The 25690-nt window shown below is 33.9% G+C and carries 24 protein-coding genes; 15 read left to right on the top strand and 9 right to left on the bottom strand.

The features are described from left to right. Positions 1–2 precede the first annotated feature (2 nt). The 3 genes from AA088_RS15605 to AA088_RS17790 all read right to left on the bottom strand — a co-directional run bounded on the left by AA088_RS15605 (position 3) and on the right by AA088_RS17790 (position 2009). Positions 3–341 (bottom strand): P-II family nitrogen regulator, encoded by a 339-nt coding sequence (locus AA088_RS15605; RefSeq protein WP_046745971.1) that lies wholly within the window; start codon positions 339–341, stop codon positions 3–5. Positions 342–512: 171 nt separating this feature from the next. Continuing rightward, on the bottom strand, positions 513–884 hold the full coding sequence (crcB, locus tag AA088_RS15600; protein WP_046745970.1) for a fluoride efflux transporter CrcB: 372 nt from the start codon (positions 882–884) through the stop codon (positions 513–515). Positions 885–962: 78 nt separating this feature from the next. Continuing rightward, complete coding sequence (locus AA088_RS17790) at positions 963–2009, bottom strand: SRPBCC family protein (protein ID WP_052752928.1); 1047 nt, start codon at positions 2007–2009, stop codon at positions 963–965. 151 nt (positions 2010–2160) lie between these two features. Here AA088_RS17790 and AA088_RS15590 point away from each other — a divergent pair, with 151 nt between their 5' ends. Next, positions 2161–4218, top strand: coding sequence for a dipeptidyl-peptidase 3 family protein (locus tag AA088_RS15590; protein WP_046745969.1), 2058 nt, complete (start codon positions 2161–2163; stop codon positions 4216–4218). A 73-nt stretch (positions 4219–4291) separates the two neighbouring features. Then, positions 4292–5911: an adenine deaminase gene (gene ade / locus AA088_RS15585; protein WP_046745968.1), complete on the top strand. Its 1620-nt coding sequence runs from the start codon at positions 4292–4294 to the stop codon at positions 5909–5911. Positions 5912–5914: 3 nt separating this feature from the next. Here the strand turns inward: ade and AA088_RS15580 are convergent, their stop codons facing one another. Further along, positions 5915–7765 carry a hypothetical protein gene (locus tag AA088_RS15580; RefSeq protein ID WP_046745967.1) on the bottom strand — a complete coding sequence of 617 codons (1851 nt, stop codon included), beginning with the start codon at positions 7763–7765 and terminating at the stop codon, positions 5915–5917. A 138-nt stretch (positions 7766–7903) separates the two neighbouring features. Next, a complete protein-coding gene (locus AA088_RS15575; protein ID WP_046745966.1) occupies positions 7904–8518 on the bottom strand; it encodes a response regulator in 615 nt (204 codons plus the stop codon). 483 nt (positions 8519–9001) lie between these two features. Between AA088_RS15575 and AA088_RS15565 the strand changes: the two genes are divergently transcribed. After that, positions 9002–9391, top strand: coding sequence for a pyrophosphohydrolase domain-containing protein (locus AA088_RS15565; RefSeq protein ID WP_046745964.1), 390 nt, complete (start codon positions 9002–9004; stop codon positions 9389–9391). Positions 9392–9458: 67 nt separating this feature from the next. On the opposite strand, the gene AA088_RS15560 is transcribed toward AA088_RS15565, so the two are convergent. Further along, positions 9459–10523, bottom strand: a complete 1065-nt coding sequence (locus AA088_RS15560; protein WP_046745963.1) for a branched-chain amino acid aminotransferase — start codon at positions 10521–10523, stop codon at positions 9459–9461. A gap of 135 nt (positions 10524–10658) precedes the next feature. Here AA088_RS15560 and AA088_RS15555 point away from each other — a divergent pair, with 135 nt between their 5' ends. The 3 genes from AA088_RS15555 to AA088_RS15545 all read left to right on the top strand — a co-directional run bounded on the left by AA088_RS15555 (position 10659) and on the right by AA088_RS15545 (position 12896). Beyond that, complete coding sequence (locus AA088_RS15555; RefSeq protein WP_046745962.1) at positions 10659–11171, top strand: DUF4920 domain-containing protein; 513 nt, start codon at positions 10659–10661, stop codon at positions 11169–11171. Between the two features lie 2 nt (positions 11172–11173). Then, positions 11174–11851 (top strand): tRNA (5-methylaminomethyl-2-thiouridine)(34)-methyltransferase MnmD, encoded by a 678-nt coding sequence (gene mnmD, locus AA088_RS15550; protein ID WP_046745961.1) that lies wholly within the window; start codon positions 11174–11176, stop codon positions 11849–11851. A gap of 133 nt (positions 11852–11984) precedes the next feature. Continuing rightward, the gene (locus AA088_RS15545) at positions 11985–12896 is read left to right on the top strand and encodes a TIGR01777 family oxidoreductase (protein ID WP_046745960.1); all 912 of its coding nucleotides are present in this window, start codon (positions 11985–11987) and stop codon (positions 12894–12896) included. A 46-nt stretch (positions 12897–12942) separates the two neighbouring features. Here AA088_RS15545 and AA088_RS15540 read toward each other — a convergent pair whose 3' ends face one another. Then, complete coding sequence (locus AA088_RS15540; protein ID WP_046745959.1) at positions 12943–13599, bottom strand: YceI family protein; 657 nt, start codon at positions 13597–13599, stop codon at positions 12943–12945. 169 nt (positions 13600–13768) lie between these two features. On the opposite strand from AA088_RS15540, the gene AA088_RS15535 reads away from it, so the two are divergent. The 6 genes from AA088_RS15535 to AA088_RS15510 all read left to right on the top strand — a co-directional run bounded on the left by AA088_RS15535 (position 13769) and on the right by AA088_RS15510 (position 19944). After that, complete coding sequence (locus AA088_RS15535; RefSeq protein ID WP_046745958.1) at positions 13769–14332, top strand: nucleotide exchange factor GrpE; 564 nt, start codon at positions 13769–13771, stop codon at positions 14330–14332. A 51-nt stretch (positions 14333–14383) separates the two neighbouring features. Next, complete coding sequence (gene dnaJ / locus AA088_RS15530) at positions 14384–15517, top strand: molecular chaperone DnaJ (protein ID WP_046745957.1); 1134 nt, start codon at positions 14384–14386, stop codon at positions 15515–15517. A 181-nt stretch (positions 15518–15698) separates the two neighbouring features. After that, on the top strand, positions 15699–16628 hold the full coding sequence (locus tag AA088_RS15525) for an ABC transporter ATP-binding protein (RefSeq protein WP_046745956.1): 930 nt from the start codon (positions 15699–15701) through the stop codon (positions 16626–16628). Between the two features lie 3 nt (positions 16629–16631). Beyond that, complete coding sequence (locus tag AA088_RS18465; RefSeq protein WP_046745955.1) at positions 16632–17945, top strand: ABC transporter permease; 1314 nt, start codon at positions 16632–16634, stop codon at positions 17943–17945. Continuing rightward, positions 17946–18779: a mechanosensitive ion channel family protein gene (locus tag AA088_RS18460; RefSeq protein WP_046745954.1), complete on the top strand. Its 834-nt coding sequence runs from the start codon at positions 17946–17948 to the stop codon at positions 18777–18779. Position 18780: 1 nt separating this feature from the next. After that, entirely contained in the window at positions 18781–19944 is a 1164-nt protein-coding gene (locus tag AA088_RS15510; protein WP_046745953.1) for a sigma-54-dependent transcriptional regulator, read from the top strand. A 60-nt stretch (positions 19945–20004) separates the two neighbouring features. On the opposite strand, the gene AA088_RS15505 is transcribed toward AA088_RS15510, so the two are convergent. Further along, positions 20005–21216, bottom strand: a complete 1212-nt coding sequence (locus AA088_RS15505; protein WP_046745952.1) for a hypothetical protein — start codon at positions 21214–21216, stop codon at positions 20005–20007. Between the two features lie 89 nt (positions 21217–21305). Here AA088_RS15505 and AA088_RS15500 point away from each other — a divergent pair, with 89 nt between their 5' ends. Then, the gene (locus AA088_RS15500) at positions 21306–22184 is read left to right on the top strand and encodes a PPK2 family polyphosphate kinase (protein ID WP_046745951.1); all 879 of its coding nucleotides are present in this window, start codon (positions 21306–21308) and stop codon (positions 22182–22184) included. A 15-nt stretch (positions 22185–22199) separates the two neighbouring features. Further along, a complete protein-coding gene (locus tag AA088_RS15495; protein ID WP_046745950.1) occupies positions 22200–23594 on the top strand; it encodes a M20/M25/M40 family metallo-hydrolase in 1395 nt (464 codons plus the stop codon). An 84-nt stretch (positions 23595–23678) separates the two neighbouring features. Here AA088_RS15495 and AA088_RS15490 read toward each other — a convergent pair whose 3' ends face one another. Next, positions 23679–24767, bottom strand: coding sequence for a M42 family metallopeptidase (locus AA088_RS15490; protein WP_046745949.1), 1089 nt, complete (start codon positions 24765–24767; stop codon positions 23679–23681). Positions 24768–24876: 109 nt separating this feature from the next. Between AA088_RS15490 and AA088_RS15485 the strand changes: the two genes are divergently transcribed. Further along, positions 24877–25554, top strand: a complete 678-nt coding sequence (locus tag AA088_RS15485) for a DUF4294 domain-containing protein (RefSeq protein WP_046745948.1) — start codon at positions 24877–24879, stop codon at positions 25552–25554. Positions 25555–25690 lie beyond the last annotated feature (136 nt).

The following is a 25690-nucleotide window of genomic DNA, read 5'->3' as shown; positions in this document are numbered from 1 at the left end:
TTTTATTGTAGTGATGAGGTTCCGTTTTCTTTTGTTCGTATTCTGTACGCTTCTTCAATTGGAGAAACGAAAATTTTTCCATCTCCAACCTCTCCTGTATATGCGTGTTGAAGAATTGTGTTTACAGTTTTTTCTACAAAATGGTCAGAAACGACAATGGAAAGGTGACGTCTGGCAATATCACGTGTGTTATAACTGACACCCCGATATACATGTCCTTTTTTTTCATTTCCAACACCTGTTACATCCCAATAAGTGAAAAAGTTAACTTCAATTTCATGAAGAGCGTCTTTTACATCTTCAAATTTTGATTTACGAATAATGGCTTCTATCTTTTTCATGATAAAATCTAAATTAAACAAGATAAAGATATGTAGATATATGATAAGTAAGGGGTGTGTTGCTTATTTTTATTAAAATTTAAAAATAAACCCTATTTTTTTAAGGGTATAGATATTTTAAAAGTGGGTTTTTGATAATTTTTTAATCAAAAAATAGGAGGAGGTATGAAATTATATATTTTTAACTAGAAGTATTCCTAAAAAAACAGCTGCAAATCCTATTACAAAACTTGCTATGGTATATAAGAAGAAGGTTAAGAAATCTCCAGATTTTAAGAGCACATGGTTTTCATAAGCAAATGTAGAAAAAGTCGTGAAACCGCCACAAAAACCTGAAGCGAGCAGCAATGTATATTCGTCGTTGATGGTTTCATTTTTAGCGGCCATTCCTAATATGATACCAATCAACAAACTTCCTAATATATTGGCGGCAAACGTTCCAAAAGGAATTCCTGAAGACGTACTATTCAAATATTTGCCAAGCAAGAATCGGAGCATACTTCCAAATCCACCACCTAAAAAAACGAGTAAAAGTTGTTTCATTTGATTCTATATAAAAAGAAAGATTGCCTAAAAATACTCATTTTAGACAATCTTTTTATCACTTAATATTTTGTAAAATTAATTTGCGTTGGTAACAGAATAGTAAATATCGGTTTGAATATCTTCTGGTTTTACGTTTGTAGGATCGTTTTCATACAATTCCCAAACTGGTCCTGCAGGGACTAACTTATTTTCTTCAAGATAGGTTGCAATTTTTGCATGAGCTTCCATATCGCCCACGCCATACGGACCAAATTTTGAAACTTTTATAATTTTTCCAGCAGGTACTTGTACTACTTTCATTCCATCAGCAGGAGTGAGCGCTTCTTGATTGTGAACCATTAGTCCTATATAGAATTCAGCTTCTTTAGTTTGTTCGTCCCATTTAACGTAGTAAGAACCAGGAGTATACTGTTCTAATGAGTGCATAGCCGCATATTGTCCTGCTTTAGGCATATATTCCATAAACAATTTAGTCATTTCCTCAATAGCTGTGTCAGTACTTGTTTGCTGAAAGTATCCTATAAATTGTTTGGCAGTAGCGTCTTCTTCACTAATGTCGCCAATTCTAAATTTTTGAGGAGGATTTTTTTTCATTTCTGCCATGACTTCACGTTCTATATTGTGAAGTCCTTTCTCTTCCATATCGCCCAACATTTTGTCCATTCCGCCATTCAATACACCAAAAAATTTGAAAATTAAAGGAGTATTATCACTTTTCATTCCCCAACTCAACTTGGTACCTTCGTCAACTTCTTCAAATTTCCAATATACTTGACTTGGTTCGTAATCACCAAACTGCATTTCTTGTTCAATTGATTGATTTTGTGTCAAACTCAATGTTTTAATTTTTCCTGGGCCATTTTTACTTGTCCAGCTATAAGAAGCACCTACACCTGAAGTCTGCTCAGGATATGTAGCAACGATTGTGGAATCTTCTTCTTTCCATGGTCCCCATGCTTCCCAGTTTTTGTAATCATTAATATTATTAAAAACCACATCTACAGGGGCTTTAATAACTTTGCTACGTACCACATCGTATTCATTTGGCCGTGTAGCTACGAAAATTGCGCCTGCAACAATCAGGACAAGCAGCAATAGGAGTACATACTTTAAAATCTTCATAATGTTTAGGTGTATTAGTTAGTATTGCTAATGTACAAATTTTTAATGTTTTCTTTATTTGATTACATTTGTGAGGAATCAAAAAGTATGGCTATTTTCTTGAAGTAGCACTTTTTTGATTACAATCTCTAAAAACAATAAACTCAAACAAATGAAATTAAAATCAATAGCAGGATTGGCGTTGGCAACAGGGATGTTATTTTCTTGTGCAGAAAAGAAAGAAACAACTACCAAGGTTGATCCATATGCGCCTCAATATATAGAGGTTGCAGAAGATGGGAAAATGGATTTCCTAATAGAACAGTTCGCAGATGTAAAAGTACTGCGTTATGAAATTCCAGGATTTGATCAATTGCCTTTGCAAAAACAAAAATTGGTATATTATTTAACGCAAGCAGGTCTTTCTGGAAGAGATATTATGTGGGATCAAAATTATCGTCATAATTTAACGATTAGAGAAGCACTGGAAAATGTATATGTAAATTATGAAGGCGATAAAAATTCTGACGATTGGAAAGCGTTTGAAACGTATGTAAAGCGCGTTTGGTTCTCTAATGGAATTCATCACCACTATTCTAATGATAAATTGAAACCAGAATTCTCTAAAGAATACTTCAATTCATTATTAACTGATACGAATACAAAACTTGAAGGAGAAGCCTACGATGTAATCTTTAATGAAAAAGACAGCAAAAAAGTCAATAAAAAAGATGGTGTTGATAATGTACTAGTTTCTGCTGTAAACTTTTATGGACCAGACATTACGAGTCAAGATGTAGAAGATTTCTATAAAGATGCGTACAAAGGACCAGAAGGTCAGCCAATTGAAGCAGGGTTGAATTCTAAATTGGTTCGTGAAGATGGAAAACTAGTGGAGAAAGTATGGAAATCTGGTGGAATGTATGGAGCAGCAATCGATAAAATCATTTACTGGCTAGAAAAAGCTAAAGGTGTTGCTGAAAATGAAAAACAAGCCAACACATTAGAACTATTGATTAAGTACTATCAAACAGGAAGTCTAGATACATGGGACGAATATTGTATTGCTTGGGTAACTTCAACAGAAGGTGATGTAGATTGGATTAATGGATTTATTGAAGTGTACAATGATCCAAAAGGATATAGAGGTTCGTATGAGACAATCGTGCAAATCAAAGATTTTGACATGTCTAAAAAAATGGCAGTTCTTTCTGAAAATGCACAATGGTTTGAAGACAATTCCCCTTTAGTAGAAAGCCACAAAAAGAAAAACGTTGTAGGTGTTTCATATAAAACGGTAAATGTAGCAGGAGAAGCTGGAGATGCTTCGCCAAGTACGCCAATTGGTGTAAACTTGCCAAACAATAACTGGATTCGTCAGCAACATGGTTCTAAATCAGTTTCGTTAGGAAACATCATTAATGCATATTCACAAGCAGGAGGAACAGGACGTTTGAGAGAATTTGTTCATGATGATGAAGAATTTGAACTAGAAGAAAAATATGGAAAATTAGCAGACAAACTTCATACTGCTTTACACGAAGTTATTGGGCACGCTTCTGGACAAATCAATCCAGGTGTTGGTCAGCCAAAAGAAACTTTAAAAAATTATGCATCTACAATGGAAGAAGGTAGAGCAGACTTGGTTGGATTGTATTACTTAATGGATCCAAAACTAAAAGAACTAGGTTTGGTTGAAGATACGGAAGGTGTTGGAAAAGCTGCGTACGATGGCTATATCAGAAATGGATTAATGACACAATTAATTCGTTTAAATCTTGGAGATGATGTGGAAGAAGATCACATGGTAAACAGACAATGGGTTTCTGCATGGGTTTTTGAAAAAGGTCAAAAAGATAACGTAATCGAAAAAGTAACTCGTGATGGAAAAACATATTACAACATCAACGATTATCAAAAACTACGTGAACTATTTGGTCAGTTATTACGTGAAACTCAACGTATCAAATCAGAAGGAGATTTTGAAGCAGCGAGAGCATTAGTAGAAGGCTATGGAATCAAAGTAGACCAAGACATTCATGCGGAAGTGTTAAAGCGTAACGAACAATTCAAATCAGCTCCGTACAGTGGATTTGCAAATCCTGTATTAGTTCCAGAAACAGATGATGCAGGTGAAATTACAGCTATTAAAGTAATGCAACCATCAGCATTTGACAATCAAATGTTATATTACGGGAAGAATTACAGTTTCTTACCTAACAAGAACTAAAATTTAGAAGTATATTTACATAGAATTCAAAAAGGATGCATTCGTGCATCCTTTTTTATACCATTTCAATACCATGATCAAGCAAGGAAACATTGTAGATATTGCAAATAGAAGAATCTACAAAGGAGAAATTCACATTGAAAACGGAAAGATTACAAACATTGTTGAAAAAGAACATCATGTAGCGCATTATATCATTCCTGGTTTTGTGGATGCACATATTCATATCGAGAGTTCAATGTTAGTTCCTTCAGAATTTGCACGTTTGGCTGTTTTACATGGTACAGTTGCTACCGTTTCTGATCCACACGAAATTGCCAATGTGTTAGGTGTGAAAGGTGTAGAGTTTATGATTGAAAATGGTAAAAAAGTACCATTAAAATTCAATTTTGGAGCTCCTTCATGTGTGCCTGCAACAAGTTTTGAATCGGCTGGTGCTGTGATTGATTCGGATGATATAAAAGAATTAATGGCAAAACCTGAAATCAAATATTTGGCGGAAATGATGAATTATCCTGGAGTATTATTTGATGATGAAGAAGTCTTGAAAAAAATCAATTGGGCAAAGCATTACAACAAACCCATTGATGGACACGCACCTGGATTACGTGGCGATGATATCACAAAATATATTTCGGCAGGAATATCAACTGATCATGAATGTTTTACATATGATGAAGCATTGGAAAAATTGCAAAAAGGGATGAAGGTTATTATTCGTGAAGGTAGTGCGGCTAAAAATTTTGAAGCACTAATTCCATTACTTGATACGCATTTTGAAAATATGATGTTTTGTTCTGATGATAAACATCCTGATGACTTATTGTTGGGACATATCAATGAGTTGTGTGCTCGTGCTGTTGCCAAAGGAAATGACGTATTTAAAGTATTGCAAGTTGCTTGTGAGAATCCTGTGAAGCATTATAAGTTGGATGTTGGACAATTACAAATTGGAGATGCTGCTGATTTTGCCGTTGTAGAAGATTTGACTAATCTCAATGTATTAGAAACCTATATTGATGGTTTGTGTGTTGCTTCTGGAGAAGTTTCACATATAGAAAGTGTGCCGTTTGAAATACTTAACAATTTTCATACAACGCCCAAAAGTGTACTTGATTTTCAAGTCAAAGCTACAAAAAGTAAAATTCGCGTCATAGAAGCTTTGGATGGAGAATTGGTAACGAACGAATTGATTGAAGAGAACTTGGTAAAAGATGGAAATTTAGTTTCAAACATAGAAAGCGATATTTTAAAAATGACTGTAGTCAATCGCTATCAAGATGAGGCGCCTGCAATGGCTTTTATCAAAAATTTTGGATTGAAAGAAGGAGCAATAGCATCGTCGGTTGGCCATGATTCGCACAATATCATAGCAGTAGGAGTGTCTGATGAAGCTATTTGTAAAGCCGTCAACCTTTTGATTGCAAACAAAGGAGGTATTTGTGCCGTTTCAGACTCAGCAGCACATGTAGTTTCTTTACCAGTTGCAGGTATTATGAGCGCTAAAACGGGTTGGGAAATAGGGAAGGAATATGCTGCATTGGACAAATTAGCCAAAAAAATGGGTAGTACTTTACGAGCCCCTTATATGACGCTTTCGTTTATGGCATTATTAGTAATCCCGTCGTTAAAACTGAGTGATCAAGGATTATTTAACGGGACTACTTTTTCATTTACTTCACTAGAAGTATAGTGATTATTTTGCTTTTACTGCACCAACACCAAGTGTAAAACGATACCCTATTTGTAATTGGAAAAAGGAATCGCCACCACCAGAACTGATGTCTCTAATGCTTTTCATTCGTAAAAACACCGATTGAGATCTATCTAAGCCTGGAAAATAAAATATTTCTGCTTTTAACGCTTGTGTTTTCATAAAGCCAGGCTCTATAATATTCTCAGACGAGTAATCGCCAATATATGAATATCCTTTTAGTTCATATCCAAGATTAAGTCCGAAGTTGTTGAAACGTTTTAATTCAATTTCGGCACCTAAACCATATCCGATAGTGTTAAAATTTACCTTATCCAATGATGCATCTGTTTGAACATTTGTGACATTGTAACTAATAGGAACATAAAAAGATGTCCAAAAAGGCGACTCCTTAAAGGCTCTAAAATTCACAAGGTTTACATTCAATCCCATTTCCAAAGTGGAACGCTCTAAAAGTTCTAATTTTTTATCGCTCAACTCATATTCACTTGTTCCTGTATTTAATGTTGCTTGAATAAAATCTTCATCTTCATCAAATCTAGAATATCGAACATACGGAGATACTTTTTTCAAATAATATAGCGCACTTCTTGGAAAGTTAAACGGATGAATAAAGAAATCAGCTTTTCCTTCTATTTGAAATAATCCGTTAGCTTCATCACCAAATAATCCCAAAAAGTCAGTATAAGTTCGAATGTCTAGTACGTGTTGTAAGTTATTATTATTGATAACTTGATACGATCTTCTTGATGCGGTAGTAGCTTCTTTATCGTTAGTAGAAGGAAAGGTGTATGAAATATCATCTGGTACATAATTACTACCTACATTTGGATGATAATCTAATACATCAATATAACGAACGCGCAAATGACTCAACGCATTTTGATTGTAATAAACTTTTTCGCTTCCTGTATCTACATGATGAGAATATTCTAAAAAATTGCGTTCGGCAGCTCTTCGGGTATAGTGTAATATACTTACTGGAGAAGTCCCTTCAAAATAAAATTGAGTTTTTCGATCTTGCGATAAAAGAATCAATCGGGTATCTACAATACCGCCTTCGCGTAATTCTATTTGAATGGATTGAAACAATGCACCATCGGGAATCAGCTCATAGTTTTTAGTAGAAGTACTATTTTTTTGAGATTGTTCTTGCTTCTTTTGTTCTTCTTCCTTGATACGTGTGATAGCAAGAAAATCTCCTTCATCTGTATCATTTGTAAATAAATCGGCACGATTACGACTTCTAGCATAAAACTTAATAAAGGTTTCGTTGCCAGGAATCTCAAAAGTACCCAAGTCAGTTTCACTTTTGATGCTAAATACATCTGAAAACACTTTTTTAGTACTTTCATTAGTAAATAATTCATCGGCTTTTACAGGATCATTATTCCCAATAATGATAAACTTTGTATAATCAATAGGCTTTTCAGGAGCAGGACCGTATAAGCGACAATTTCGATCACTAAATTGAGTTAAAATGGAATCGTGTATATTGGCAAATTCCTTCAAATACTGTTTATGCTTTGTAAAATCAGCACATTTGGACAATATAGTTGAATCTTCTTCTTTAATCAGTTTTGCTAATTCTTTTAATTCCTTTTCCTTTTGAATTCTCGTAGCAGAATCGAGTTCAGCTTTTGTAAGATCTAACTCTAATACTTTTTGATTGTCTTTTTTAGCATGTATAGAGTCTATCAAGTCATTAATGGTTTGTAGTTTGACTCGTAAAGCCTCTTTTACTGTAGAATCTATGATTCTTTGCGAATTGTTTGTTTGTGCAGATACGCTCAAACAAAAAAATCCAAGAACTAATGAAAAAAATGCTTTCATGGTTAATAGGTTGTAGTTTATTGATATAAAAGTATGATTTTTTGTGTAATCTAAAAATACCTATATGTCAGTATTTTGAGGTCTATATGACGCTAAAGTTAGTAATGGGTAGGTAAATCAGTTCAATTTTTTAGGAAATTAGAACGCATATTTTTTTTCTATAGCATACCCTAATAATTCATTAGCGCCTTTCAAATCAAGCTTTTGAATCATGTTTTTACGATGAGTATCAATGGTTGATTTGGAAATGAATAATAAATCTGCGATTTCTTGAGAAGTTTTACGTTGTGCAATGAGTGCGAGAATTTCTTTTTCACGTCTTGACAATATAGATTTGGAACTGTTTTTTGACACCTTATCTATATTCAACTTAGCATCATAGTACGGTTTATTATCTGCAAGCGTCCGAATTGCTTCCAAAACTACTTTTAGAGGAGAATTTTTCAAAATATAACCTGTGGCACCAGCATTTAACATTTGTCGTACTGCCTTATCTTGATCGTACATTGTAAAAGCCACTACTTGAATATGAGGAAATTCTTTTTTTATATGCGTAGTCGCTACAATACCATCCATTTTTGGCATCCGAATGTCACATATGACAACTTTAGGTTGTTTTTGACGAACAATTTTTAACAATGCTTCTCCATCGTTTGCATATCCTACAATTTGAATATCTTCTTCGTATTCTAAATAAGAAACAATTCCATCAATCAATGCTTGATGATCTTCTGCAATAGCAACTGTAATCATAAGAATTTAAAAAAATTACAAACTAACTATTGTCTCTGCCAAAATATAAAACTCTCTTTTCGGGGATTTTGTGATACTAATCAGAAAATGAATTCAATTATTATTAGTTAGTTTTCCTACAATGTACAAAAAAGTGTAATAGAAATAAGAAGATTTTTAAGAAACAATGAATTTTTTAATCACTACAATGGCAATAATGAATACAATAAAAACAAAAAGTATACGTAAACTACCTTTGTAATAACGCTTGTGCAAATTGATGTCTTTTCGGTAGGCATATATCATTATAACAGTAAACACAATGATAAAAAATAAAGCAAATATCAATTGACCAGAAGAAAACATAAGGGATTTAAATTTTTTACAAAATTACGAATTAAACCATACAACTTGTTAATAAAAGTTTCAAAATAAAATTTTAATACTTAGTAAATACGATTAATAAACAAGTATATTTCGAGTATTAATTTAAAAAACTACACATTGAAACGAAGAATAGAAGCAGTAACGGAATTTCACCAAGCATTTGGATTAGGAATAAAAAATGAACCAACTGCAAATATTGGAGAAGATAGAAATTTGTTACGTTACAATTTAATGAAAGAAGAAAATGAAGAATATCTAGAAGCAGCTCAAAATGGAGATTTGGTAGAGGTGGCTGATGCTCTTGGCGATATGCTATACATTTTATGCGGAACTATTATAGAACACGGAATGCAAGAAAAAATTATTGAAGTTTTTGAAGAAATTCAACGTAGCAATATGAGCAAACTAGGAGAAGATGGCAAGCCAATTTACAGAGAAGATGGGAAAGTATTGAAAGGACCAAACTATTTTAAGCCTAACATAGCTAAAATTTTGGTTGGAGAATAACACATATGAAAAGTTAAAAAAAAGTGACTCATGCAGAGTCACTTTTTTTTATAAAACTTTATTGCCTTTATACTTTGTATCTCCAACCGTGTGGATCTTCAGAAATATTATACTGAATATTCGTTAGTTGTTCTTTAAAAAGAGAGGCATACGAATGCTCTTGTTTTGGTAAGTCAAACTTTTCGCCTCCATGCTCAAATCCTGCTATTGGATTAATTACTGCGGCAGTTCCAGCTCCAAAAATTTCTTTCAAATCGCCTTTTCTTGCCGCTTCTTTAATCTCAGAAACCTTTACTCTCCGTACTTCAACAGCTATTCCGTTGTCTTTGGCTAACTGAATCACACTTTTTCGAGTAATTCCATCTAAAATACGATCATTTGTAGGAGCTGTCAATAGTGCATCACCAACTCTAAAGAAAATGTTCATCGTTCCTGCTTCTTCTAAATATTCATGCGTGCTTGCATCGGTCCAAATAATTTGCTGGTATCCTTTTGCATGTGCCAAACTTGTAGGATAGAATTGTGCTCCATAATTTCCTGCAGCTTTCGCATATCCTACACCTCCATCAGCAGCTCTACTATATTCTTCGGCAAATAATACTTTTACTTCTCCGGCATAATACGATTGTGCAGGAGAGCAAATAATAATGAACTTATAACTATTAGAAGGAGAGGCAGATATAGCTTCTTCTGTAGCAATTACAAAAGGACGAATATACAATGAATTTCCTTTACCTTTTTTAATCCAATCTTTTTCCAACTGAAGTAAAGTAGTCAATCCTTCAAAGAAATAATCTTTAGGAAATTCAGGAATTGCCATACGATGAGACGATTTATTAATTCGATGAAAATTATCTTCTGGACGGAACATCCAAATTTCATCATTAGTATCTTTAAACGCTTTCATCCCTTCAAAAACAGCTTGCCCGTAATGAAATACACGAGCAGAAGGTGCAATAGTAAGTGGCTGGTATGGAATAATTTCAGGTGTTTGCCATGCGCCATCTTTAAAATCACACACAAACATGTGGTCTGTAAAAACTTTTCCGAAAGTTAAGTTGTTAAAATCTACCTGATCAATTTTACTCTTAGAAACTTTGGAAATTTTTATATCAATTGGAAGGTCACTCATTATAATAATTCTTAATTTTGCGCTAAGTTAAGCAATATTTATTTTTAAAAAAATCTTAGTTTTCAACAAAAATTGGTTCGTAAAATTAAATATTCATAACAAAACACTAATTATTTTAAGAAATTTTTAATAAAAATGAAGAAAATTATTTTTTTACTAGTAGCGGTTTTAACTTTTGTTAGTTGTAAAGACGTGAAAAATAGCGAGAAAGCTGTCGAAAAAACATCTACAGAGAATACACAAGAGCTAGCATATGCATCTTTTGGAGAAAAAATTGATGCCGAAAACGTATTAACAGTTACTGAAATCAATGAAAAGTTTGACAATTTACAAGTAGGAGACACTTTGAATGTAAAGTTTACGTCAAAAATTAACTCTGTATGTTCTAAAAAAGGATGTTGGATGCGTTTGGATTTGGGAGAAGAGGAAGAAGTAATGGTAAAGTTTAAAGATTACGGATTTTTTATGCCTCTTGATGCAAAAGGAGAAGTAATTGTGAATGGAAAAGCGTTTCTTCAAGAAACTTCTGTTGATGAATTAAAGCATTATGCTGAAGATGCTGGGAAATCTGAAGAAGAAATTGCAAAAATTACTGAACCTAAAAAAACAGTTGCTTTTGTAGCTGACGGGGTTTTATTGAAAAAATAAATTTGAAACGTACCATAATCACCACTGGAGATGGATCTAAAACGATTCATTTAGAAGAATGGAACGAACAATACCATTCAACACATGGAGCCATTCAAGAAGCGATTCATGTATTTATCAAAAGTGGTTTATATCATGTACAATCTATGTTCAATCCTGATTCAATCGCTATTCTTGAAATAGGTTTTGGAACAGGATTGAATACTTTTATCACCTTCCTAGAAGCTCAAGCATTACAATGTACCATCAACTATCATGGAGTTGAAGCTTACCCAGTTGCTTCTACAGAAATCAAACAACTTAATTACATTTCAGCACTCAAGGCAGAAGCCACAGCCGAAGTCTTTCACAAAATGCATACCTGCGATTGGGAAAAAGAAACTGTAATTTCAGAAAACTTCAAACTTACCAAGCGACAACAATTTTTTAATCAAATAAGTGACAAAGAAGCCTTTAATCTCATCTACTTTGATGCTTTTGGAGCGCGTGTTCAACCTGAATTATGGACTGCAACTATTTTTAGAAAAATGTACGATGCATTGCAAAATAATGGAGTGCTCGTTACTTACGCAGCCAAAGGTAGTGTGCGTCGAGCAATGCTAGAAGTAGGTTTTCAAATAGAACGTCTTCCTGGACCTCCGGGCAAACGAGAAATGTTGCGCGCAACAAAAATTAACTAATTTTTAGCAAGCTAATAGTATACGTAATTACTAAATCTACTCTTTTTGCCGTATTTTTATAGGGAAAGAATAAACCTGATAAAAACAAGTAGAAAGATAGAATCGAAACGTTTTGTCTGAAAAAAATAAATAGATGAAGATACTTATATGTGGCGCAACTGGATTAATTGGTTCAGCTCTTACTGAATTATGCTTAAAAGAAGGACATCAAATTCATTATTTAACAACAAATAAAAGTAAGATTGAACAGTCCAAACTTAAAAGTGGTTTTTATTGGAATCCAGCGAAAGGCGAAATTGATGAAGCATGTTTCAATGATGTAGATGCAATCATAAATTTATCTGGCGCTAATATTGCCAAACGTTGGACAGAATCCTACAAGGAAGAAATTATGAATAGCCGTATAGATACGGCCAATATATTATTCCAAACATTACGAAATTTACAAACACACTCTGTTAAACAATATATTTCTGCTTCTGGAACTGCCATATATTCAAGTTCACTAACTACTTATTACAAAGAAGATGAAAAGTCAACTGCCAATGACTTTTTAGGGAAAGTTGTGCAACAATGGGAATTACATGCCAATCAGTTCAAATCATTGGAAATTCCCGTAACAATTGTACGCACAGGTTTGGTTTTATCAACAAAAGGAGGTGTGCTGGTAGAAATGTCTAAACCTATAAAATATGGTATTGGTGCGGCCATAGGTTCTGGAAAGCAATGGCAATCATGGATTCACATTGATGATATTGCACGTTTATATCTCTTTTTACTAGAAGAAAAACATGAAGGAATTTACAATGCGGCGACTCCTAACCCTGTAACCAATAAAGAAATGACCAAAGAAATTGCCCATGTTCTCAATAAACCTTTTTTTATGCCCAATGTACCGAAGTTTATATTAAAACTGGCTTTAGGAGAAATGAGTACGCTACTTCTATCTAGCCAAAAAGTGAGTTCTCAAAAAATTGAAAATGCGGGATTTAATTTTTCGTTTCCTACATTGCAACCCGCATTGAAAAACTTATTCAAAAAATAAGCCGACATCAAGTCGGCTCACCTATAATTGTATATAATTAAGGAAATTATTTCATTCCAACTACTTTTACAGCGAGTTCTACATCATCACTAATCGCTTTATCCTTTACAGTATCAGCTAATGAAGCTGACCCGTATTTCATTCCGAAATCAGTTCGGTTAATTGTGAATGTTTCGCTTTCAATAATCGCTTTATCTCCTTCTACCGTTACTTTTGCAGGGAAAGAAATGTTTTTCTTAACACCTTTCAGAGTTAAATTACCTTCAATCATTGTTTTTCCTTCTTTCTCAATGACTCCTGTAACAGCAAAAGCTGCACTTCCGTGATTTTCTGCATCAAAAAAATCATTTGATAATAAATGACCTCGTAAGCTCGCGTTTTTATCATCTTCTGCTGGAATATCTAAAACGTTTAAAGAAGCGATATCAATAATAAAATTACCACTTTCTAATTTTCCTTCTTTAACAGAAAACGTTCCAGAAGATAAATTCATTGTCCCATTATGACTTCCTCCAATTACTTTAGAACCTTTCCAATCTACTTGTGAATCAGTAGTATCTACTTTAAATTTTACAGCTTCAACAGTAGTAGATTTCTCTGTTTTTGCCGCTTCAGCATCTGTTTGATTCTTTTTCTCTCCGCAAGAAATAGCAAAAACAGCAAATGCAGTCATCGCTAGTATACTTAAAAATTTTTTTCTCATTGTGTTTAGTTTTTTAATCTTTAAAAAATGAATGTAAAAATACAAAACGTTTAGGAATTTATAGAATTAATTAAACAAAAATATTTTTGATGACATTTTGACATTTTTCCATAAATGGCAGTACTTTTGCAAACTTATTAAGGACTAACAAATTTTTTGGACATTTATCATGAGCAAAAAAAACGATAAAACAGTAAAAGACGAAGAATTAGGCGCAACTGCAGAAGCAATTAAAGAAGAAGCAAAAGCCGCAGAGAATACAGAGAATGCAACAGCAGAAGTTTCTGTTGAAGAACAATTAAAAGAAGAATTAGCAAAAGAAAAAGATAAATTTTTACGTCTATTTGCTGAATTTGAAAATTATAAAAAAAGAACCAGTAAAGAGCGTGTAGAACTTTTTAAAACGGCAGGGAAAGATGTAATGGTTGCCATGTTGCCAGTTTTGGACGATTTTGATAGAGCTCTGACAGAAATAGCGAAAACAGAAGCTGAAGAATTAAAAAAAGGAGTGGAGCTTATCAGTAACAAACTAAGAGAAACTCTTAAATCCAAAGGGTTGGCTGAAGTACAAGTGAACAAAGGAGATACATTTGATGCGGAAGATCATGAAGCAATTACACAAATTCCAGCACCTTCTGATGATATGAAAGGGAAAATTATTGACGTTGTTGAAAAAGGATATACGTTAGGCGATAAAGTAATTCGCTATCCAAAAGTAGTTGTAGGGCAATAATAGTTGCTCTTACACTGCAAAACAATCTTTTTGAAAAAGTTTTAGAATAAGATGAAACAAGATTATTACGAAATATTAGGTGTGAGTAAGGATGCTTCGGCAGCTGAAATAAAAAAAGCATACCGCAAAAAAGCCATTCAATATCATCCAGACAAAAACCCGGATGATAAAAAAGCGGAAGAAATGTTTAAAAAAGCAGCAGAAGCTTATGAGGTATTGAGTGATGAAAACAAACGCGCACGCTACGATCAATATGGTCATGCAGCCTTTGAAAATGGTGGCGGATTTGGCGGAGGCTTCGGCGGAGGCGGTATGAACATGGATGATATCTTTAGTCAATTTGGCGACATATTTGGTGGCGCTTTTGGTGGCGGAGGTGGATTCAGCGGCTTTGGCGGCGGCGGAACTCGTCAACGACGTGTAAAAGGAAGTAACCTAAGAATTCGTGTCAAATTAACACTAGAAGAAATTGCCAATGGTGTTGAGAAAAAGGTAAAAGTTCGCCGTAAGGTACAAGCACCTGGTGTTAGCTATAAAACATGTGAAACCTGTAATGGTTCAGGTCAAATGACGCGCATCACCAATACTATTTTAGGAAGAATGCAAACATCTACTACATGTAGTACTTGTGGAGGCGCAGGACAAGTGATTGATAAGCGACCAGCAGGAGCAGATGGGCAAGGACTTCAAATAAAAGAAGAAACAGTAAGCATCAAAATACCAGCAGGTGTAGTAGAAGGAATGCAGTTGAAAGTTACTGGTAAAGGAAATGAAGCGCCTGGAAATGGAATTTCTGGAGATCTTTTAGTTGCTATTGAAGAAAAAGAACACGAGTTTTTAAAGCGCGAAGGAGATAACCTTCATTATGACTTATATATAAGTTTTTCAGAAGCTGCTTTAGGAGGTTCTAAAGAAATAGATACCGTAACAGGAAAGGTGCGTATCAAAATAGAATCGGGCGTACAATCAGGAAAAATATTGCGCTTACGCGGAAAAGGTATTCCAAGTGTTAATGGATATGGAAAGGGAGATTTACTCGTTCATATTAACGTTTGGACACCAAAAACACTTACAAAAGAACAGAAACTTTTCTTTGAAAAAATGGCAAATGAAGAGAATTTTATTCCAAATCCAGAGAAAGGTGACAAGTCATTTTTTGAAAAAGTCAAAGACATGTTTTCGTAATTCTTTTGCTATTACGAAAAAAAAACTATCTTTGATAAGTTACTGGCTGAGTCCAGCTAGTAATTTTTTCTTTTTCATAGCAATTTTTTCCCATCCTAGATCCTATTTAGGGTGGGTTTTGTTTTTTAAAATTATAATGTAACAAAACATACGATCGTATTACTGATATAAAAAACTTTTCATGAGTTCAATTCTTCAAGCTAATGACGTAGTAAAGACTTACGGAACGTATACAGCACTTAATAAGGTATCTATTGAGGTGCCTAAAGGAAGTATCTTCGGACTTCTAGGGCCTAATGGAGCAGGTAAAACCTCTCTGATTCGAATTATTAACCAAATAACGGCACCAGATGCAGGAAATGTATTACTGGACGGAGAGCCTTTGCAGCAATTTCACATAAAAGATATTGGGTACATGCCCGAAGAACGTGGATTATACAAATCTATGAAGGTTGGTGAACAAGCATTGTATTTGGCACAATTAAAAGGGTTAAGCAAGGCAGAAGCTAAAAAACGCTTGCAATATTGGTTTGAAAAATTTGAAATTACTGATTGGTGGAACAAAAAAATTCAAGAGTTGTCTAAAGGAATGGCTCAAAAAATTCAATTTGTAGTTACGGTATTGCACCAGCCTAAACTGCTCATTTTTGATGAGCCATTCAGTGGTTTTGATCCAATCAATGCCAATAGAATAAAAGACGAGATTATTCAATTGCGTGACGAGGGCGCAACAGTTATTTTTTCTACTCACCGCATGGAATCTGTAGAAGAAATGTGTGATCATATTGCCTTAATTCACAAATCGAATAAGGTTTTGGATGGAAAATTAACAGACGTAAAGCGTCAATACAAAAGCAACACATATCAAGTAGGTATTGCTTCCCAAAACAATGAGCAATTACGTGCTACACTGCGTGATAAATTTGAGTTGAATGAAGCTAACTTCAAATCGATTGATGATGATTTGAAAGTAAACATTAAGCTAAATAATGGGGAAACTTCTAATGATTTACTATCCTATTTAACTTCTGTGGGACAAGTAAACCACTTTGTGGAAGTTATTCCGAGTGTAAACGATATTTTTATTCAAACTGTAGCAAATAATAATTAGGACATGAATCACTTACCACTAATTATCAAGAGAGAGTATTTAACAAAGGTTAGGAATAAGTCATTTATAATCATGACCTTCTTAAGTCCACTAATTTTTATTGGACTGATTATGTTAATTACATATTTGACGCAACTCAATAATAATAAAGAACGAACTGTTTCTATTGTAGATGAAACTGGGACAATCTCTCAAGTATTTACACAAGAAACAGATGAAGAATCCAATACTAAATTTACGCTACTTACAGGAATTTCTCTTGACGATGCTAAGAAGCAAGTGCAAGAAACGGAACAATACGGATTGTTATACATTCAAAATAGTTCGACTCCTGAAGAAATTGCCAAACAAATTAAATTCTATTCAGAAGATTCACCTTCGCAAAAATTCATTTCTCATTTAGAACAAGTACTTAGTAAAAAACTAACAGATGAAACTTTGATTGGAAATGGAGTAGATATTGCCTTAGTTCAAGACTCACAGACAAATGTTAACATTGCACAAGAAACTTTTTCTGGAGAACGCACCTCAAAACTTATCAACTATTCCAAACTAGGTTTTGGTCTTGCTGCCGGATACTTACTATTTATGTTCATCATCATTTATGGGAATATGATTATGAGAAGTGTTATTGAAGAAAAAACCAATAGAATTATAGAAGTCATTATTTCTTCTGTAAAACCCGTACAACTATTAATGGGAAAAATAATTGGAACTTCCTTGGCTGGAGTTACTCAATTTTTAATGTGGGTAATTTTAGGAGGAGTAATGTTGATTATATTTTCGATGGTATTTGGAGTAGATCTTTCCGGAATGCAAACACCACAACAAGAATTGTTAGCTCAAGGAGTAGATCCGAATATACAAGCGCAAATTGCAGGTGTTTTTCAAAGTTTACCGTTGGCTAATTTGGTCATTGCCTTCTTTGTGTTTTTCATTGGAGGTTACTTACTGTATAGCTCTTTATATGCAGCTATTGGAGCAGCGGTTGATAACGAAACGGATACACAACAATTTATGATGCCGATTATAATGCCATTGGTGTTGGCTGTTTATGTAGGTGGATTTACAGTTCTTGAAGATCCTCACGGAGTAGTAGCTACTGTGTTTTCGTATATCCCACTTACGTCACCAGTTGTTATGCTTATGCGAATTCCATTTGGAGTTCCCATATGGCAACAATTACTATCCGTTGTTATTTTGTATATTTCCTTTTCGGGAACAGTTTGGTTTGCGTCTAAAATTTACCGAGTAGGTATTTTAATGTATGGTAAGAAACCAAGCTATAAAGAAATCTTTAAATGGTTGAAATACTAAATGGATAAAATCAACGAAATATTAAATAAATCAATTCACTTTGGAACTAAAATTGAGATAAGTGTTAAGCACATTCTCGTTTTATGCATTGTATTGATATTGGCAAATTTACTTTTAAAACTTTTCCAGCGATTTATTACCCGAAAATTACATAATGAAAGTAAACTAAAGTTCAAAACAGTCTTTTCATATGCCAGATGGTTTACTTATGTGGTTATTGTTTTGGTAACTTTGAATGCTGTTGGTGTAAATGTTACGGGTATTTTTGCGGCTTCAGCAGCACTATTGATTGGAATTGGATTAGCATTACAAACGTTATTTCAAGATATCATTTCGGGAATTTTTATTCTAGTTGATCAATCTGTTCATGTGGGAGATATTATTGAAATAGAAGGAAAAGTAGGGCGTGTAGAAGAAATAAAACTACGAACCACAAGAGCTGTTACAATTGATAATAAAGTTTTGATTATACCCAATCATTTATACCTGACAAATAGTTTGTACAATTGGACGCAAAACGGAGTGACTACACGAGAAAGTATTACGGTTGGAGTAGCATATGGAAGTGATGTGGCTTTGGTAAAAAAAATATTGATTCAAGTAGCCGAAAATCATAAAGAAGTACTAAAAATTCCCGAACCCACAGTCCTTTTTACTAACTTTGGAGACAGTTCTTTGGACTTTAAATTAGTGGTTACTGTAGAAGACAGTTTTAAAGCTTTTTTAATACTAAGCGATTTGCGTTTTGAAGTAGACCGATTGTTTAGAGAGCACAAAATAACCATTCCATTTCCACAGCGAGATGTACACATTTACAATTCAAAAATAGAATAAGATGCCTAAAATACTTGTTATAGAAGATGAATCTGCTATCCGTAGAGTCTTAGTTAAAATTTTATCCGAAGAAAATGATACTTATGAAGTGTCTGAAGCCGAAGATGGTTTAGCTGGAATCGAAATGGTCAAAAAAGAAGATTTTGACTTGGTATTATGCGATATAAAAATGCCAAAAATGGATGGTGTGGAAGTATTAGAAGCTGCCAAAAAAATAAAACCAGAAATTCCTTTTGTTATGATTTCTGGTCATGGAGATCTTGACACGGCTGTAAATACAATGCGCTTAGGAGCCTTTGATTATATATCCAAACCGCCAGATTTGAATCGTTTGTTAAATACTGTTCGAAATGCATTAGATAAAAAAGAACTAGTTGTTGAAAATAAACGCTTAAAAAGAAAAGTAAGCAAGAATTACGAAATGATTGGCGATTCTGAAGCCATTCAACAAATTAAAGATATTATTGAAAAAGTAGCGCCAACGGATGCTCGTGTTCTTATTACAGGACCTAATGGTACAGGTAAAGAATTAGTGTCACATTGGTTGCATCAAAAAAGCGATCGTAGTGCGGGCCCTATGATTGAAGTAAACTGTGCTGCTATTCCAAGTGAATTAATAGAAAGTGAATTGTTTGGTCATGTGAAAGGAGCGTTTACCAGTGCGAATAAGGATAGAGCTGGAAAATTTGAAGCTGCCAATGGAGGAACAATCTTTTTAGACGAAATTGGAGACATGAGTCTTTCTGCGCAAGCAAAAGTACTTCGAGCTTTGCAAGAAAGTAAGGTGCAACGTGTAGGAAGTGATAAAGACATTAAAGTTAATGTACGTGTCATTGCAGCAACAAATAAAAATCTAAAAAAGGAAATAGAAGACGGAAAATTCCGAGAAGATTTGTATCACAGGTTGGCTGTTATTTTAATCAAAGTCCCAGCTCTTAATGATCGTAGAGATGATATTCCGCTATTGATTGAGCATTTTTCATCTAAAATAGCAAAAGAACAAGGAACTGCTACAAAGAATTTTTCAGACAAAGCTGTGAAGTTGTTGCAGGAATATGATTGGACAGGAAATATTCGAGAACTAAGAAATGTAGTAGAACGATTGATTATTCTTAGTGGTAAAGAAGTTACCGAAAATGATGTAAAGCTTTTTGCTTCTAAATAAAACAAAAAAAATCAGCTCTTAAGAGCTGATTTTTTTTTATTGTCACAGTTTTTAACTTTTCTATATGCAAAACTTTACGCTAACACCTGTCTGTAAATCAGGATTGTTATTTACTGTAAAATCCTGTTGAATATAAAAAGAAGTTGATATTTTTCGGGTAAAGGTGTACATCAATGTCCAATAATCATTGTTTTTATATAAATGACGTGTTCCATGTCCCCAAGAATTAAAAGCTTCATCATCTCTTACATATATATTGTAATTATCTTCATCTTTTTGATGAAAACTGGTTTGCATATAATAACTTAATCCAAAAGAGTGGTACGTTTTTCCTTTTGAAATAAAGGTGTATTCTGCATTGGCTTCAAAGCTTCCAATAAAGTCGTTGGTTCCGAAATCGAAATTATCATTTTGTAGTTCAATAGCATTTTTGCGTAACACATTTGCTCCGAGTCCTAAAAGCATGAAATTGCGATCATTCAAGTCAAATTGTTTCACACCAGCAACAGAAGCCCCAAAATCTACCGACATATTATATTTAGAAAGATTGGTTCCCAAATGTGCTCCAAGATTGAAATAGATGTTTTTTTCATTTAAAAATGTAGGGTAATAGTAATAATGAGTCTCAATTCCTGCAGTCAAAAAATCACCATTCCCAAGATCAAACGATTTTCCTTCTCTATCAATGTATAAAAACTTGGCTTTATCTAAACCAAAAACACGACGGTCAAAAGGGTCATCACCGCCAGCAATATTGTCATGAAAAAACTCAATAAATCGATCTGAAGTAAAAGAAGAAAAAGGAAACTTTCCATTGGTCAGTACAAAAGCTCTAAATCCAACAATCAATTCTTGTTTATTTGTGGTAGGAATCGTCAAATTGCCTCGTAATCCTTTAATAACTCCATCGGTTTCTATTTCAAAATAACCAGCATCTAGTTGTTCTTCATCTACAAAATATTGTCTGCTATACCAAGCAATGTTGCTCATTTGGCTTTGTAATGCAGGATCGTTAGGAATGTATGTTTTAACATTAGGTCCCCAAACATTTCCACTTTCTAAAGTAATATCTATTTCAAGTCTTCGTGATGCTTTCTGTTTAAAATTATGATTGAGGCGAGAAATAAAAACTCCAAAAGGATTGGTAGATACAATACTTGTTTTTGAAATTCCATTCTTTTGAAAAGCAGGAATAGAGTCTTGATTGTTTTGAGAAAACAATGAAAATGTTACACACAAAAAGAAAAATAAAATATTTTTTTGATGCTTCATATGATATACGGGTTATTAGAGTTCGCTAAACTACGAAAAATGTAAAGTACAATCCGTATATTTAGCCTTCAAAGAAAAAAAAGTAACGCATGAAGCATTTTGATATCGATACATTCAAAGTAACGAATCCTATCAAATTGAAGGAAGTAAGCACTACTTTCGATTTGGGAGAATCTAAAAAAGAAATCAAAAACGAATTAGAAGAGATTCGAGAAAAACTAGGAAAACTACAAGACACTATGTATGCCCATGGAAAATATGGCGTATTAGTATGCTTACAAGGAATGGATACAGCAGGGAAAGATAGCTTGATTCGAGAAGTTTTTAAAGATTTTAATACGCGTGGAATCGTAGTACATAGTTTTAAAGTTCCTACAGAATTAGAACTAAAGCATGACTATTTGTGGCGACATTATATTGCATTACCTTCAAGAGGTAAATTTTCTATTTTTAACAGAACACATTATGAAAATGTATTAGTTACGCGTGTGCACCCAGAATATATAATGAGTGAAAATCTGCCTCATATAGAGAGTGTAGAAGATATTACGGATGAATTTTGGGAAAAACGCTTTGAGCAAATCAATAATTTTGAAAAGCACATAGCAGAAAATGGAACAATTATTTTTAAATTTTACTTAAACCTTTCTAAAAGAGAACAAAGAGATCGATTGTTACGCCGCTTGGAACTTAAAGAAAAGAATTGGAAATTTTCTCCTGGCGATTTAAAAGAGCGAAGACTTTGGGAAAAATACCAGGAATGTTATGAAGATGCATTAAATAGAACAAGTAAGTCACATGCGCCTTGGTTTACAATTCCTGCCGATGACAAATCTACCGCACGTTATATTGTGGCAAAAATTATTTATGATACATTAAAGCAGTATGATGATATTCAAGAGCCAGAATTAGATGATGATATCAAAGCAAATCTTGAATTGTACAAAAAACAACTTGAATCTGAATAAAGCAATCAAACAACCATGAAAAAACTCTCAATTCTCACAATTTTATTATTCACAGCCATTGGGTTTTCCCAAACGACAGATGAAGAACAACTTAAAAAAGTATATTCTACATCATTAACCAACGGACAAAGTTATGCTTGGTTAGATCATTTGTCGAATGAAATTGGTGGACGACTTTCAGGCTCTGCCAATGCTGCTAAAGCTGTTCAATATACCAAAACGGAACTAGAAAAATTAGGTTTAGACAAAGTTTGGCTACAAGAAGTGATGGTGCCAAAATGGGAACGAGGAGGAGCAGAAGAAGCATACATGCTAACAGATGCAGGGAAAAGAGAATTGCAGATTTGTGCTTTAGGTGGTTCTATAGCAACAAAACAAGGAGGTGTAGAGGCAGAAGTAGTCGAAGTAAAAGGATTGGAGGAATTGGAAGCGCTGGGAGAAGAAAAAATCAAGGGAAAGATTGTTTTCTACAATCGCCCAATGCAAGCCGATTTAATTAGTACGTTTGAAGCATATGGAGGATGTGTAGACCAGCGATATTCGGGAGCAAAAGAAGCGATAAAATATGGAGCAGTTGGAGTTGTAGTACGTTCTATGAACTTGCGAATGGACGATTATCCGCATACAGGCGCAATGAGTTATGGCGATGTTCCGGTTGAAAATCGAATTCCGGCAGCGGCAATCAGTACAAATGATGCAGACCTATTAAGTAAACAACTTCAAAAAAATGCTAACACAAAGTTTGGGTTTACCATGTACTGTAAACAATACAAAGATGTAAAATCACATAATGTCATAGGAGAAATCACAGGAAGTGAATTTCCTAATGAAATTATTATTGTAGGAGGTCATTTAGATTCTTGGGATTTAGGAGATGGCTCTCATGATGATGGAGCTGGTGTTGTACAAAGCATGGAAGTATTACGTTTATTAAAAGAAACAGGATACAAACCTAAACGTACTATACGAGTAGTACTCTTTATGAATGAAGAAAATGGGCTTCGAGGCGGCCGTAAATATGCAGAAGTAGTCAAAGAAAAAGGAGAAGAACATGTATTTGCATTAGAAAGTGATGCTGGAGGGTTTACACCAAGAGGTTTTTCGTTTGATTGTTCTGATGAAAATTTTGCGCAAGTTGAAAGCTGGAAAAAATTATTCAAGCCCTATTTAATTCACTATTTTGAAAAAGGGGGAAGTGGAGCTGATATTGGACCATTAAAAAATGACCACATTGTACTGGCAGGATTGCGACCTGATTCACAACGCTATTTTGATCATCACCATGCATCTAATGATACATTTGATGCTGTTAACAAACGTGAACTAGAATTAGGCGCTGCAACAATGACATCGTTAGTATATTTATTTGATAAATATGGGACTGTTAAGCCGAAAAAGATAAAGGGATAATCTTCTTACAAAAAGTCCCTAAAAAAAAGCGATGCAATTTTTTAAAATTGCGTCGCTTTTATATAATAGTAGTAAAGAAGCTTTTTAGTCAAAATAACTAAACGTTTCTCCTTCTTTAATAGTTAATAAAGTTTCGTAGATCAAACGAATTACATTTTCTACGTCGTCCTTATGTACAGTTTCTACTGTAGTATGCATATAACGCAATGGAAGTGAAATCAATGCAGAAGGAACGCCGCCATTACTATAAGCAAACGCATCTGTATCGGTACCTGTAGAACGACTCGCAGCCATACGTTGAAAAGGAATACTTTTGCTTTCTGCAGTTTCAATAATGCGTTCGCGTAACTTATTTTGAACGGCAGGAGCATATGAAATTACAGGCCCAGCTCCGATTTTAGTTTCTCCTTCCTTAATTTTATTTATCATTGGAGTGGTTGTATCATGACAAACATCAGTAATGATAGCAACATTCGGTTTGATTGTTTCTGTAATCATTTGAGCGCCTCGTAAACCAATCTCTTCCTGAACAGAATTTGTAATATACAATCCGAAAGGGAGCTCTTTTTTATTTTCATGAAGCAAACGAGCTACTTCTGCAATCATAAATCCTCCGGCTCTATTATCGATGGCTCTACATACAAACTTATCTTTATTTAAAACATGAAACTCATCTGGGTAAGTAATAACGCAGCCAACATGTACACCCAACTTTTCAACTTCTTCTTTTGAGCTACATCCCAGGTCTATAAAAATATTATCTAATTTTGGCGGCTCTTCTTTAGAACTGTTACGAGTGTGAATAGCGGGCCAACCAAAAACACCTTTTACAATGCCTTTCTTTGTATGAATATTAACCCACTTTGATGGTGCAATCTGATGGTCGCTTCCTCCATTACGGATTACATACAATAATCCATTATCTGTAATATAATTTACATACCAAGAAATCTCATCTGCATGTCCTTCAATTACTACTTTGTATTTGGCTTTCGGGTTAATTACACCAACGGCTGTTCCGTATGCATCTGTAATAAATTCATCTACATAAGGTTTTAAATAATCCATCCAGATTTTTTGTCCGTCCCATTCATAACCTGTTGGAGAAGCGTTGTTCAAATATTTTTCCAAAAAAGCCATAGACTTTTTATTGATTATTTTCTTTTTTGCCATAAAATCAAATTTTGTTCTGACGAAAATAATAATATTAAGACAGAATTTATAGTTATAAGAGAATGAATTATTACATTTGATATAAATTTTGAAGAATCCCAAATCATTCATGAAAAGAATTAGTTTCATACTGTTGCTTCTAATTTCTCTTGTGTCTCATGCGCAAATTATTACGCAAGACACAACAAAAGTCAAACAATTCCTTATTGAAGGTGATAGTATTCCGCAAACTACAATTGAGTTGGATGAAGTAATAGTGCTAAACAAGCTTAAATTCTCTTCCAAAGACGAACGCATTAAATATCTTATATTACGGAGAAAAACACTCAAAGTGTATCCATATGCAAAAATGGCGGCAGAACGTTTGGTTAAATTGAATAAACGTCTTGATCAAATACAATCAAAATCCCAAAAAAGACGTTACACCAAAAGAGTACAAAAATATATAGAAGAAGAATTAACGGCTGAACTCAAAAAGTTAACAAAAACCGAAGGGCAAATATTGGTAAAGTTGATTCATAGGCAAACAGGAGAGACAGCTTTTAGTCTTATCAAACGACTCAGAAGTGGATGGAAAGCCTTTTGGTATAATACTACAGCCAATCTATTCGATATATCGCTCAAGAGAGAATTCCAACCGCAATTAGATCATGAGGACTACCTAATAGAAGATATTTTGCAACGAGCATTCAATAATAATCAATTAAAAAGACAACCGTCTGCTTTGCCTTTTTCATTTATTGAATTGACGGATAAATGGTCAGTTCAAAAAAAAAATAAAAAATAATTGGCAGAATGCTTATAAATCAGTACCTTAACTTCCCTTTTTTTAGCAAAAAGAATCAATTCGGCTATTAGTATATTATTTTTAAATAAAATAAGGAACTATCATAAATATACATCTAATACCATCAAGAGAAGGA

This window comes from Kordia zhangzhouensis (assembly GCF_001005305.1).
Lineage (GTDB): Bacteria > Bacteroidota > Bacteroidia > Flavobacteriales > Flavobacteriaceae > Kordia > Kordia zhangzhouensis.
This window is presented reverse-complemented; position numbering and strand designations above follow the sequence as displayed.